Source organism: Rhodococcus sp. NFXS4, assembly GCF_058139645.1.
In genome coordinates, this window is sequence record NZ_CP192221.1 from 2,356,916 (window position 1) to 2,370,250 (window position 13,335).

The window sequence follows — 13,335 nt, forward strand, 5'->3', positions numbered from 1 at the left end:
ACGATCGCACACACTCGTCGACGATCTCGGACATGACCACGTATGGCCTGGCGACACGTCGGCAACTGTTGGCGGCAGGAGTCTCCAGCAGTTCCCTCTCTCGCAACTATCACCGCGTGTTACCGCAGATCTACTCTCGCACCGAACCGAGCTGGACCGGACGGTGCGCCGCCGTCCTGCTGTGGAGATCGGACGCCGTCCTCAGTCATCGGACGGCGGCCCGCTTGTACGGGTGGCTCGCCGAACCGGCCATCATCGAGGCCACGGTTCCCCGGGCGAGAAAGGGCCGTACTCCGTCGTGGCTCGTCCTTCATCGACGTGACCTGGCCAGTGATGCCGTCACTCGGGTCGACGACCTCTCCGTCGTCACGGAGGCGCAGGCACTGCTCGACTGCGTCGCGATCATGGAACCTCGTGCGGCGGGTCGACTCGTCGATCATCGGCTGGCCGCGGGCATGACACGGGATTCCGTGCGGCGACTCGTCGCGTCGGCACCGGGGCGCTCGGGGAACGCTCGCCTGACCGAGCAACTCAGATCTGCCTCGACGAGGTTCGCATCCGAGCCCGAACGGGTTCTGGACCGTGCCCTCATCGCCATCGGGCTGCGCCTGAAGGTCAACGCGCGGGTCGGGGCGTTCATCGTCGACTTCTACGACGAGGCGTCGCGGGTGATCATCGAGGTGGACGGCCGGGAGTTCCACATCGACGGGGATGTCTTCCGACGAGATCGCGTGCGCCAGAACATTTTGGTCCTGGCAGAATTCCGTGTGCTCCGCTACGCGGCATTCGATGTGCTGCGTGATCCGGACAGCATCGCTCGACAGATCGCCCACGAGGTCAGAAGGCGACGGCACGCTCGTCGCTGAGGGAGTGTTGTGCCAGTGTCAGCCCGAGAGAGCGGATTCCCGCCGCGAACACCCGGTAGTGGAACACCACACCCACCATCACACCTCGGCGAAGTCCAGCCCACCCTCCGCGGGGAGGTCGACGCGGCGGCTCAACGGCGAGCCCAGTGCCGCCGCCAGGTCGGACCCGTCGTGCTCCGCGAGCAACTCCCCGTTCTCCCACACGAGAAGCGCTGCGCTGACGGTGTTCTCGACCGTCGAATGCGCGAGGTCGTAGTGGGCGCACCCGGGCACGTCGCGGTAGGTGATCCAGAGGTCGTAGCCCGTCATGAAGAGGTCCAGGTCGAACTGCACACTGAGACCGAGGAGTTCGCTGCGACCGTTGTCGTCGACACCCGCGAACGCCTCGTCCAGTGCGAGCAACCGCGGTGAGTGCGGGTCCGCGGACGACAGCATCACGTGCGCCGCCGCGAAGAGCGGGAGGTGCAGCGACACCGACTGCTCGCCGCCCGAGAGCGCACTGTGGCGTGCGACGGTGAGCCTGTCCTCGGAGCCGTCACCGGAGATGAGCGTGAACGCGAAGACGCGCCACTGCCGGTAGTCCAGTGCGGCACTGAGGATCTCGGGGTACGAGCGCTCGGGATGCTGCGCCCGCGCCGTCCGGATCTGTGCCGCGAAGTGCACACGCATCTCGGCCAGTTCCTCGGGTCCGAGCGCGGAGGCGTCCCGCTCGAGCAGCTTCGACACGGCACGGGTGCTGTCGTCGAGGTTGTCCGCGAGCACCCAGTGCACGCCGATGGTGTTGCCCGACGACATGCGGCGCTGCTTCATCTCCGATCCCATACGGGCGATCAGTTCGCGGGCGTCGACCGTGCGCTCGTGGATCTGCTGCGCCAGGCCGGTGAGCAGAGCGTCCTCGAGGATGCGGCGCTCGGCATCGGTGAGCAGCGTCTCCTGGTCGCGTCGTGCCGCGTCGATGCGATCCGCGAAGTCCGCGATGGTGGAGTGGCCCTGCTCGTCCTGCACCCGCACCACGGTGACCCCGTCGGCCGCGTCCCAACTGAGCCGGAAATCCTGACCCGACGCGGCCAGCTGAGCGTCGAACTCCTGCAACGCCGCCGTCAGCGCGCTGCGTGTGGAGCGGCGGCTCGCATCGCTGACCTTGACCTGCGCCGTCGCCTCGGTGAGCTCGGTGTGCAGTCGGTGCACTTCCGGGGGCAGCACGTCCGGGGCCTCGTCGGGCCCGACAGCCGTGTCGGTTCGGTAGAGCAGTTGCTCGACCGTCGACCAGGCCGCGTCGCTCGCGGGCCAGGAGCAGTCGCGCGCCGCACCGAGCACCGCCAGCAGATCGCGGTGCGCGTAGGGAGCCAGTCGCGCGGCGTCGCTGAGCGCTTCGGTCAACGCGGTCGTCAGTCCGGCGACGGCCGTCTCGTGCGCGCCCTCCGCCTTGCCGATGGCCTCGCCCGATTCACGGTCCGCCTTCGTGGCGGCGCGCTGCTCGGTCTTGCACGCCTCGATGCGCATCCTGATCGCGTCGAGCTCGGCGTCGATCTTCTCGGCGCTCGCACCGAGCGAGTCCCGCAGAATCTCCAACTTGGCGTGCTGTTGCTCGTAGTCGGATTCGGCGATGGCCGCTTCCTCCGCGTACTCCTCGGCCAGAATCATGGCCTCGTCGAGGCGCCCGGCAGCTTCCCGGTCGCGCTCGGCGGACCGGTCCGCGTCGCCGCGGTGGCGCAGGATGGCAGAACCGGTGTTCTCGAAGTGGCGGATCGCCGCCGCGAGCGCGTCGAGGTCTCGCGGCGTGAACGGAGCCCGCCGCGCGACGGCGTCCGTCCGCAGACGTCGTTCGGCGGCAGACAGTTCGGCGATCGCGTGGTCCAGTTCTCGGTCGGCGGACGCGACCGACTCGGTCGTCGATCGGAGAGCGCCGGCGGCCGACGTGACCGCCCGGAGCGCCGCGGTGACCTCCGACGTACGAGGAACCGTCGAGACGGCGGCGCGGATCGAGTCGAGACGTTCTCGACACTGCCCGGCGACTCGATCGGCCTCGTCGCGCCGCGCGGTGGCCACCTCGAGGGCCTCGTCGATCTCCGCGATGCGGGACGTGCGCCGTGCAGCTCGTGCCGTCGCGCCGATGTACTCGGCGGCGTCCTTGTGGTGCGCGCCGCGCACGAGACCGTGCGCGAAGCTCCCGTCCCGTCCGACACCCGCAGAACTGCCCACGTCGTCCAGCGCGATCGAGTCGAGGATCGCCCGCACGGTGCTGTGCTGCACGGGGATGTCGTCCTCGACGACGAGGACGTCGGCCAGCGATCGCCCGGTCACCGGTGCGGTGGCGGTCAGGTACTGATCCGAGACGAGCCCCGTCGGAGCCGTGTCGGCGACCCACGCGTCCAGCAGGGTGGCCGCGTCGAGCGCGGCCTCGAGGGCCGCGGCATCGTCGGCGGTGACGTCGTCGGCGAAGCGGACGAGTGTCCAGAACGGTGCGCCGTCGAGACCCGCACGGTCGCCGGTACGGGTGCGCAGCGCCGGGGGAGCGTCGTCGTGCTCGGCGGCGACCGACGCGCGCTCGGCCGTCGCCTCGGTGATGGTGCGCGCCGCGTCGTCCCGGTCCTGCAGTGCAGCACTCCGTCGGTCCCGCACCGTGTCGAGCAGCTCGCGAACTCCGTCGCCGAGTACCTCACCGAGCGTGGGTGCGTCGTCCTCGCCGACGCGTGCGAGCGCGGTGTGCAACGACTCGAGGATCTCGCCGTCGTCCAGCACCGAGGCGTGCGTGGCCCACCACGCGCGCAGCGATTCCGCCGTCGCGGCACGGGACGACTCGACGGCGGCCTCGGCCTCGCGGACGGAGGCCACCGCGGCGTCGTGCAGTGTGTGGGCGCGGTCGGCGGCCCGTTCGGTACGGGCACGCTCGGTGGTGGCACGGTCGACGACGGACAGCGCGGCACGTACGGCCCGGACGTCCCCGTCCCGCTCCTCGGCATGACCGCGTACCGCTGCCGTGATCTGGTCGGTACGGGCGTCGCGGGGGAGTGGCGTCCAGGCGATGCCGGCGTCCTCGGCGGCCGCGAGGAGCTCGTCCTCGGCGCGGACGATCGACGCGGTCGACTCCCGCAGCGCCACTGCGGCCTCGTCTGCCTCTCGTCGCCGGACGTCGACGGCCTCCGTCGCCTTGCGAGCCTTGTCGCGCTGCTGCGCGGTGGACACCTCGAGCTTGCGGACCGCATCCGCGAGATCGTCGAGCTGCTGCTTGCCCTCGTAAGCGGTGGACCGTTGCAAGGTCTGCTGGTCGGCGACGGCGAGATCGAGTGCGCGCTCGGCTGCCTCGTACCGCTTCTCCGCCTCGACGCGCTCGACCCGTCGTCGTTCACGCAAGCCCTTGGCGGCGAAGAGGGCGACGGTGGCGTGGTCGACGGCCTCGAGACGTCGACCGACCTGATCGACGTCGGTGCGCGCCTGGACGGCGAGGTACTTCGAGTAGACCTCGACGAACCTCTTCGACGCGTGGTCGGCCTGCACCAGTCCCTCGAGCGCGCGGCCCACCTCCTCCATGTCGCTGAAGGAGCGCGCCGCCTCGAGGACGAGGTGCTCGTCGAGGGGGCGCAGTCCGTCGGACAGCGCACGGGACAAGCCCTTCGGGTCGAGATTCTTCGCCAACTGCGGGCGTCGCAGCGTGAGAATCAGGGTGATGAGCTGGTCGTACCGCTCGGCGCCGAGACCGAACAGTCGCGCGTCGATGGCGGCGCGGTAGTCCACCGGCCGATCGACGATGGCGTCGGTTCCGATCTGCTCGGCCAGTTGCTTCTTCGTCAGCGGCCTGTCGTCGGTGCCCAGCAGCGAGAAGTCGACGCCCACGCGGCCGTCGGCGACGAAGTACCAGCGCGTCACCTTGTCCGCCGACCGTGTCGCACGCATGCCGATGCCGACGGTCACCGCTTCGGGCTCGTCCCGATCGCCACGTGCGAACTCCATCCACACGTACGAGTGCGCGGAATCCTGGCCGCGGTAGAGCAGATTGGACTTCATGGTGCGTTCCTCACCCGCGAACGGGTTGAGGCGACGCGGCTCGATCCGGCCGTCGAACACGAACGGGAACAGCACCTCGAGTGCCTTGGTCTTGCCGGATCCGTTGGGGCCACGCAACACCAGCCGACCGTCGGCGAACGAGAACTCCTGATCGCGGTAGTCCCAGAGGTTGATGATGCCGGCGCGCGTGGGCCGGAATCGGGTGCTGCGCGTCACGGGGTGTGCTCCTCGAGGGTGCTCGTGTGATCGGTGGGAAAGAGGCCGGCGGACGCCTGTTCTCGGACGGTGACGACCACTCCCCGATAGCGCGCCAGGGCCGGCAACGCGACGATGCCCCCGCGTACCGGTGCCACCAGAGTGAGGTTCGTCAGGAGTGCGACAGCGGCCGCGCGAACCCCGGCACGGTCCGCCTGCCACTGAGCGGCGAAGGTGCGGCCGTAGGCGTCGACGAGGGCGCCGACGGTCTCGTCGAGCCAGGAGTCTGCGACGAACGGGTGCCGGATCGGCTCGTCCGACGCCTCCACCGTGTCCGGGGCGACCGAGTCGTCGACCAGGTCGTCCACGACGCCGCCGTCCGGGATCGCGCTGTCGAGTGCCGCGAGCAGCTCGTCGGTGGGGTCGATGTCCGCCTCGAGCGTGGTCCGATCGTCGGCATCGGGATCGAGTACCCGCTCCGCGATCTCACCGGCGAGGAGAAGGGCGACCTGCGCGACCGTGCCGGTGGACGGAAACCTGATGTCCGACAGGCGTCCCGACGTGTCGATGAGCGCGATGCCCTCCGCCCGGCGTTCGACGGACAGTCCGGTCAGCAGCCGGACATCCTCGACGGACCGGTCGTCCGGCACCGAGTCGGGGCCGTGGACCACGGGCTGCTCGACGAGCGCACGGCGGGCACGGCGAGCGCGATCGGCCGGGTCGTCCGTGGTGCTGTGCAGCAGGTGTGCCGTGCTGCGCAGATGCTGGAGCGCGCGCGGTGGACGAAACAGGGCCACGACGACGGAGCGGTCGATGTCGTACAAGGCCTCTCCCGCGTCGGGGTTGTGCGCCCACCCGCCGGCATCACCGTCGGCCAGGGTGATCGCACCGCGAACGGACAACCAGCCGACGGCATCGACGAAGGCGTCCCGGTCGGTCGCGCGTTCGGTGTCGAGGTCGACCCCGACCACGCGTCCGGCATCGGAGGCGACCTGAACCGCCAACTCGGACAACGTGATCTGGTCACCCGCGCGACCGAGTGCCGCCAGGGTGAGCGCCAGGAATGCGTAGCGGCGACGGTCGAAGACGCGGTCGGAGGTCGTGCGGGCCGGTCGACTCGCGTCCAACCGGTCGAATACGGGGTAGAGCCGGGCCGTGGTCTCCGTGACCTCGAGTCGGTATCCGAAGAGATCGAGCATGTCCTCGCGCAGTTCCGTGGCCCATCGGCGAACCAGGGGCAGGGCGATGCGGTCCGGGTAGGTGCGGGTGATCAGGTGGTGGGACAACACGACTCGGGCGGCGCGCTGGTACGAGTCGAGTGCCAGGCTCGGAATGGTGCGTGCTCTCATCGCCGCGCGCCGATGGTGAGTGACAGCCGTTCGAGGTGCAGTAGACCGCGTTCGGTGCGCACCACGGTGGACTGCTCGTGCGGTGCCAGTGTCAGGGTGACGCCACCCTCGGAGCCGGTCGAGCTGCCCACGCGGCCGCTGACCGGGACGCGTGCGGTGAGGGCGGCGTTGAGCAGCCCGAGCAGCACGTCGGTCTCCTCGTTGGTCAGATCCCGTTCGTACACCCCGTGTTCGGCGAGTGATCGCGCGGCCTGAGCGCGGCGACGCTGCACGCTCAGCTGTTCCTCGCGCAGACGCCGGACACCGGCGTCGTTGCGGTGGACCCTGGCAGGAGCACCGGCGGCGGGGGGCCGACCGGTCTCGGCGAGCGTGCGCGAGATCTCGACAGGCGGAGCGTCCCACCACGATCGCGTGGTGGGAATGATGTCGTCGTCGGGGTGGACCATCGACAGGTGACGAGGCCGGCCGAGGCCGAACACGGCACCGAACAGGGCGTGGGCGGACTCCTCGGAGGGAGCGGACGCGAACCACCCGGCGAGATGTCGCAGCTGGGACTCGCGACTGACTCCGCCCCTGCGGGTCTCGGTGACGCGGCGCAGCAGCGACAGCACGGCGGCGATGGCGCTCATGGTGCCCTCCCGCAGACGATCCGACTCGGTGAGCTCGCCGTCGGTGGAGGTGAACCAGTGCACGAGACCGGTCCACCGGCCCGCCCAGTCGGCGCGGCGCTCCTCGCGGCTGAGGAAGACGCGTTCGTCACTGGCTGCCACCCGGTCGAGCAGCGAGTCGAGTCCGGTGGCATCCACCCGCTCGATGGCGGCGGTGAGCTTGGGGCCGAAGCGGGCGAGGTCGAGGGAGAACTCCCGCATGTGGGAGAGCAATGCGTCCTTGTGTGCCAGGAACGACTCGGGTGTGACGTCCGTGGTGCGGACGAGGTCGCCCAGCGACAGGTAGAAGTGCGCGGCGCGGGTGGCCATGTCGTTGAGAGCGGTGTCGAGCCGATCGAGTTTGCGGTACACCAGGTCGGCGTCCCCGGCGAGGTTCGCCGCCGCGAGATCCTCCAGGTCGGCGAGCAGCTCGGGCAGCACCAGACGCGAGAGCGAGGCGTCCTCGGGGCGGGCGGCCAGGACGTCCTCGACGGCGCGGTATGCCTGGTAGCCGACCTGACCGAACTGGTAGACGTAGTGGCGATTGCGGTACTCGGCGAGCGTGGCCGCGCGGGTGCCGTCGTAGCTGCGTTCGAGGACGCCCCACGTGTGCAACTGTTCGAGCAGCGGGCCGATCTCGAGGCCGGTCAGAGTGTCGCCGCCGTCGGTGCGGGCCAGGATCTCGGCCACCTCGCCGGCGTGCAGCAGAACGACGTAGCCGGTACGGGCATGTTCGAAAGCGCGCAGAACCCGCAGGTAGTCGGCCCGTTTCTCGGCTGTCGCGAACGAGAAGAGCCGGAGCCTGTCGTCCACCACGAAGGAGTCGGCGGATTCGGTCACTGCAACAGGGTAGGCGGTCAGGACAGTCGGACAGCCACCTGCCCGTCGACGACGTCGGCACGGTGGGTCGCGACCGTTCCGATGCCGTCGGTGGTGCACCGGCCGGTGTCCAGGGAGAACTGGTACTGGTGCAGGGGACACACGACGACGGCCCCGTCGATCTGCCCGTCCGCCAGCGGCCCGCCGCGATGGGGGCACACCGCGTCCATGGCGCGGACCGTCCCGTCGGTCAGGAGGAAGACGGCGATCTGTCGTCCGTCGACCACGTAGGTCCGGCCCTCGCCGGGGGTGAGATCGTCGACGGTTCCCACCACGGTCGCCTGTGCCGTCGTCATCGAACCGGCACCTGAGGCAGCGGGAGAAGCGGGAGGGAGGGCGCGAACTGTGCCGGTGACCGCGGCGCCGCGCGTTCCTTCCACGGATCGGTGTAGCCGTCGATGGATATCTGGATGCGCTCGTCGAGTCCTGCACAGAGACCCTCGGCGTCGTCGACGAGCAGTCGCTGCAACGTCTCGAGGCCGACCCGCGGGACGAAGGCGTAGGTCCGCTCGAGCCACTTCGCCTCCTCGCGGTAGTACTGGATGAATCGGCCCGCGAGGGTCAGGACCTCCTCGGGGGAGTCGACCGTGGCGAGGACGTCGCCCTTGCGGATGTGTGCGCCGGCCGCGCCGCCGATGTAGATCTCCCAGCGGCCGTCGCCGACGGCCACCACACCGAAGTCCTTGCAGAGCGCCTCGGAGCAGTTGCGGGGGCATCCGGCCACGGCCAGCTTGAGCTTTGCGGGAGTTTCGAGACCCTGGAACCGTTCCTCGATCGCGATGCCGAGTGCGGTGGAGTCACCGAGTCCGAAACGGCAGAAATCGCTTCCGACACAGGTCTTCACGGTGCGCATGCTCTTGCCGTACGCGTACCCGGACGGCATGTCGAGATCGCCCCACACCTTCGGCAGGTCCTCCTTCTTGATGCCGAGAAGATCGATGCGCTGCCCACCGGTGACCTTGACCATCGGGACCCCGTACTTGTCGGCCACATCGGCGATGCGCCGCAACTGGTCCGGGGTGGTCACGCCGCCCTTCATCTGCGGCACGACGGAGAAGGTGCCGTCTCGCTGGATGTTGGCGTGAACGCGGTCGTTGATGAACAGCGCGCCTCGCTCGTCGACCCAGTCGGGTCCCCAGACCACGCGCAGCAGCGACGCCAGCGGCATCTTCGCGGTCGCGTCCTCGGCGTCGGCCAACGCATCGAAGACTGCGGAGACGGACCGGAGGTTCTGCGAGCGGACGGCCTCGATCAGCTCGCGCTTGGACATCGGGATACAGGGGACGTACCAGTCCGCCGCGGGATCGACCGCGAGCGCTCCACCGGCGGCGCAGGCGACGATGTCGGCGACCAGGCCCTTGCAGGATCCGCATCCCTTGCCCGCACGGGTCTTTCCCACGACCTCGGAGACGGTGGTGGCCCCGCCGTGCACGCAGGCGACGATGTCGCCCTTCGTGACCCCGTTGCAGTTGCACACCTGGACATCGTCGGACAGTTCGGCGGCGCCGGTCTCCGTACTCGGCGTACCCATGTCGAACAGCATGCTGATGCGCTCGTCGGGAAGCGGTACCTTCTCGTCGAACGCCTGAGTCAGGAAGCTCACCTTGCTGATGTCGCCCAGCAGCATCGCGCCGATCAGCTTGTTGTCGCGCACGACCACCGACTTGTAGGTGCCGCTGCGGGGTTCGTAGAACTGCACGAACTCGTCGGTGTCCCGCTCGGGACCCTTGACGCCCATCGCCGCAACGTCGACGCCCGCGACCTTGAGCTTCGTCGTCAGTCGCGAACCATGATAAGCCGCAGCCGGATTCGCACCGGTCAGCACGTCGGCCAGGACCGACGCCTGCTCCCACAAGGGAGCCACGAGGCCGTACACCTCACCGCGATGCTGGCAGCATTCTCCGACTGCGTGGATCGCTCCCTCGTCCTCGCACCGCATCTGATCGTCGACGACGATGCCGCGCTCGATCACCAGTCCGGCCCGCCGCGCGAGGTCGACGTTGGGGCGGATACCGGCCGTCACGACGATCATGTCCGCGGGCAGGGTGGAGCCGTCGTTGAACGCGACCCCGGTGACGGCACCGCTCTCGTCCCGCAGCACCGCCGTGGTGCGCTTGGACGTGTACACGCCGACGCCGAGGTCCTCGATCTTGTTGCGCAGCACGCGTCCACCACGTTCGTCCAGCTGCTGGTTCATCAGGTGACCGGGGGAGTGCACGACGTCCACGTCGATGCCCTGCGTGCGCAGACCGTAGGCGGCTTCGAGGCCCAGCAGTCCGCCACCGATGACGACGGCGCGGATGCCGTCGCGGGAGGACGCCATCTGCAGCATGCCGTTGGTGTCCTCGATCGTCCGGAAACCGAAGACGCCGCGCGCCAGTCTGCCGTCGGCCTCACGCAGTCCGTCCATGTTGGGAAAGAACGTCGTGCTCCCGGTCGCGATGATCACGGTGTCGTAGGGGACGACGCGTCCGCTCTCGCACGTCACGTTCTTGGCGAAGCGGTCCAGTGCCACCGCCCGGTCTCCGACGTGGAGGGTGACGCCGTTCTCCCGGTACCAGGCCATCGGGTTGAGCATCAGATCGTCGTCGTCGATGGACGACTCGCCCGAGAGCACGTGCGAGAGCATGATGCGGTTGTAGTTGCCGTACGGCTCGTCGCCGATCATCGTGACGTCGAACTTCGCACGGTCGCGGCCGAGGATCTCCTCGACGGTGCGAGCCCCCGCCATTCCGTTGCCGACGACGAGCAGGCGCTGCCGTTCTCCTGTAGCCGGCATCAGAAGATCATCATCCCGAAATCGACGACGACCTCGCCGCTGCAGCCGTCGGGCGCCGCGACGGTGAGCTCGAGAACCGAGTCGGGATCGACGTCCTCGACGACGCGCAGCGGAACGTTGACGCTCGCCTTCGCGCCCATCGGGAACACGCGCATCGACTCTCCGTCGCGCGTGAGCGTGACGACGACCAGTTCGTCGGAGGAGTTACCGCCGCGGAAGTAGAGCGGCTGGGCGGTCAGGCCCGACGGAACGGTGTACGCCGTGGCGGCGTCGAGAAGCTCGGACTTGCCCAGGCCGTGCCCGACGAAGGGAAAGACGCCTTGGATGAACTTCGGAGTGCTGGCCATGGGACGACTGTCCGTGCACGCGGTGACGGCACTGCTGCGCCCGTGTTACGGCGGCGTCATCATTCACTCTCGAGCGCGGCCGCCGCAGTGTCAGGTCTTCCGCCCGGTCATCACCAGCGGCGCGACCACTGCCAGCAGGACGGCGGGAATGAGGAAGGCCGACGTCGGGTGCACCCCGTACAGCGGGGTGAGCGCGAGAGGAGCGAAGGCCGCCCCGGAGAACCGGAACGACTGGACGACCGACACGGCGCCGCCGCGGTTCGCCCCCGACGAGCCGAGGACAGCGGCGTTGACGCCGACGAGGATGAACTGGCTGGCGACACCCGCTGCCGCCCAGACGAGGCCGACGACCACCAGGCTGGGCATGGTGCCGGCGAGGGCGATAAGGACCGCGCCGACAGGAGCGGCACCCACGATCGCTCGGCGTGGCCCGATGCGGTCGATCAGTCCACCGACGCGTCGCGCCACCAGGATTCCGGCGACCCCGAACACGGTCAGCAGCAGTCCGCGCTGTGTGGAGGACAGACCGAACGTGTCCTCCGCGCGGAAGGCGACGAGGAAGTTGAGTCCCCCGAGGGCGCCCCAGCCGAGGAGCGCGACCACTGCCACGCGGAGGACCGGGACGGTGAGAGCGTCGCGCAACCGTTCGGGACGACCGCCGGGGGTGGACGGCGCGGTGGCCGCGGGGAGCCCGACCAGCCCGAGGATCGCGGCGACGACGGCCAGCACGACGAACGCGTACCGCCAGTCGAACTCGGCGGCGAGGCCACCGACCAGCGGCGCACTGGTCTGACCCGCCGCCTGCAGGGCGCCGAAGGTACCCAGCACCCGTCCGAGGCGCTCGCGGGGAGTGACGGCCGCCAGTGACGCGAGGAGCAGCGGCGTCGTGAAGGAATTGCCGATGCCCTGCAGCGCGCGCGCACCCAGCAACAGGTCGAGCGTGGGCGCGACCGCACACAGGAGCGAGGAGACGACGTAGAGCAGGTAGGCGAGGCGCACGGTGCGCACCCGGCCCCATCGCGCGCCGAGAGTGCCCGACACCAGCATGGCCAGAGCGAACGGAAACAGGTACGCGCTGAGAGTCGATGCCGCCGACCCGGTGGACACCCCCAGATCCGCGCCCATCTCGGGCAGCATCGAGGACACCACTCCGCCGCCGAACGGGCCGAGGAAGCCACCGGCGTACAGAGCGCCGATGCGGAGCCGTGCGAGTCGTGCGCTCACCGGTGACGAGCGCGCGTCACAGCCCGAAGCTGCCCGGCCCGCGTCGGCGCAGGTAGCGCTCGAACTCGGCGGCCAGCGCATCGCCGTCCACCTTGGAGACGGCCTCGGACATGTCGACCTCGGCGTCGCCGCGCTCCTCGAGGGTGCGGACGTACTCGGCGATCTCGTCGTCGTCCTTGGTCATCTCGGTGACCGACTCCTCCCAGTCCTCCGCCTGGGACGGCAGCTCGCCGAGCGGCACCTCGATGTCGAGGACGTCCTCGACACGCTGGAGCAGGGCGACGGTGGCCTTGGGGTTCGGCGGCTGGGACACGTAGTGCGGGACCGCCGCCCACAGGGACACTGCCGGAATCCCCGCTTTGACGCACTCGTCCTGCAGAACACCGGTGATGCCGGTCGGGCCCTCGTACCGGGTCTGCTCGAGGTTGAACTGCTCCGCCGACTCGGTGCTGTACGCGGTGCCGGTCACGGGAACGGGCCGGGTGTGGGGCGTGTCGGCAAGCAGTGCGCCGAGAATCACGACCGTCTCGACCCCGAGCTGGTCGATGAACTCGAGCAGGTCGTCGCAGAAGCTCCGCCACCGCATGTTGGGCTCGATACCGCGCAGCAGCACGACGTCGCGGTCGCTGCCGGGAGGCGAACACACCGACAACCTCGTCGACGGCCACTCGATCTCGCGCGTCACACCGTCCACCTGTCGGACCGTCGGGCGGTTGACCTGGTAGTCGTAGTAGTCCTCGGAGTCGAGCTCGGCCAGGGGCGTCGCGTCCCAGATCAGTTCGAGATGCTCCACCGCGCCGCTCGCGGCGTCGCCCGCGTCGTTCCATCCCTCGAACGCCGCGACGAGAATCGGGCTGCGCAGGGTCGGCAGGATCTCGTCCAGCTCGGACTCGTCCGTCGCGGAGTCCTGATCGTCCGCTCCGACACCGGCCACCAGCTCGGCAGCGACGCCGGCGGCGAGGTCTGTCGGGGGGTCCTGGACCACGGGGAGATCGCCCTCGGGCGTTTCTGGCGCACTCACCCGCCCAGCCTACGACCAGAGCT

Annotated in this window: 9 protein-coding genes; 1 reads left to right on the forward strand and 8 read right to left on the reverse strand. The window is 69.5% G+C overall.

What is annotated here, in order from left to right; genetic code table 11:
- Positions 1-32 precede the first annotated feature (32 nt).
- A complete protein-coding gene (locus J4E04_RS11075; protein WP_490148612.1) occupies positions 33-866 on the forward strand; it encodes an endonuclease domain-containing protein in 834 nt (277 codons plus the stop codon).
- Between the two features lie 78 nt (positions 867-944).
- Here the strand turns inward: J4E04_RS11075 and J4E04_RS11080 are convergent, their stop codons facing one another.
- The 8 genes from J4E04_RS11080 to J4E04_RS11115 form a co-directional block, all read right to left on the reverse strand.
- On the reverse strand, positions 945-5,087 hold the full coding sequence (locus J4E04_RS11080) for a TIGR02680 family protein (protein WP_490148613.1): 4,143 nt from the start codon (positions 5,085-5,087) through the stop codon (positions 945-947).
- Positions 5,084-6,415 carry a DUF2398 family protein gene (locus tag J4E04_RS11085; RefSeq protein WP_490148614.1) on the reverse strand — a complete coding sequence of 444 codons (1,332 nt, stop codon included), beginning with the start codon at positions 6,413-6,415 and terminating at the stop codon, positions 5,084-5,086. Before J4E04_RS11085 ends, J4E04_RS11080 begins: the two co-directional genes overlap by 4 nt.
- Positions 6,412-7,902 (reverse strand): TIGR02677 family protein, encoded by a 1,491-nt coding sequence (locus J4E04_RS11090; protein WP_307108869.1) that lies wholly within the window; start codon positions 7,900-7,902, stop codon positions 6,412-6,414. The genes J4E04_RS11085 and J4E04_RS11090 overlap by 4 nt, the downstream gene beginning before the upstream one ends.
- 17 nt (positions 7,903-7,919) lie before the next feature.
- Complete coding sequence (locus J4E04_RS11095) at positions 7,920-8,237, reverse strand: Rieske (2Fe-2S) protein (protein WP_056444601.1); 318 nt, start codon at positions 8,235-8,237, stop codon at positions 7,920-7,922.
- Positions 8,234-10,720, reverse strand: a complete 2,487-nt coding sequence (gene nirB / locus J4E04_RS11100) for a nitrite reductase large subunit NirB (RefSeq protein WP_490148615.1) — start codon at positions 10,718-10,720, stop codon at positions 8,234-8,236. The genes J4E04_RS11095 and nirB overlap by 4 nt, the downstream gene beginning before the upstream one ends.
- Positions 10,720-11,067: a hypothetical protein gene (locus tag J4E04_RS11105; protein WP_042572487.1), complete on the reverse strand. Its 348-nt coding sequence runs from the start codon at positions 11,065-11,067 to the stop codon at positions 10,720-10,722. Before J4E04_RS11105 ends, nirB begins: the two co-directional genes overlap by 1 nt.
- Before the next feature lie 90 nt (positions 11,068-11,157).
- Positions 11,158-12,291: an MFS transporter gene (locus tag J4E04_RS11110; protein WP_027505344.1), complete on the reverse strand. Its 1,134-nt coding sequence runs from the start codon at positions 12,289-12,291 to the stop codon at positions 11,158-11,160.
- A 16-nt stretch (positions 12,292-12,307) separates the two neighbouring features.
- Positions 12,308-13,174 (reverse strand): PAC2 family protein, encoded by an 867-nt coding sequence (locus tag J4E04_RS11115; protein ID WP_197027772.1) that lies wholly within the window; start codon positions 13,172-13,174, stop codon positions 12,308-12,310.
- Positions 13,175-13,335 lie beyond the last annotated feature (161 nt).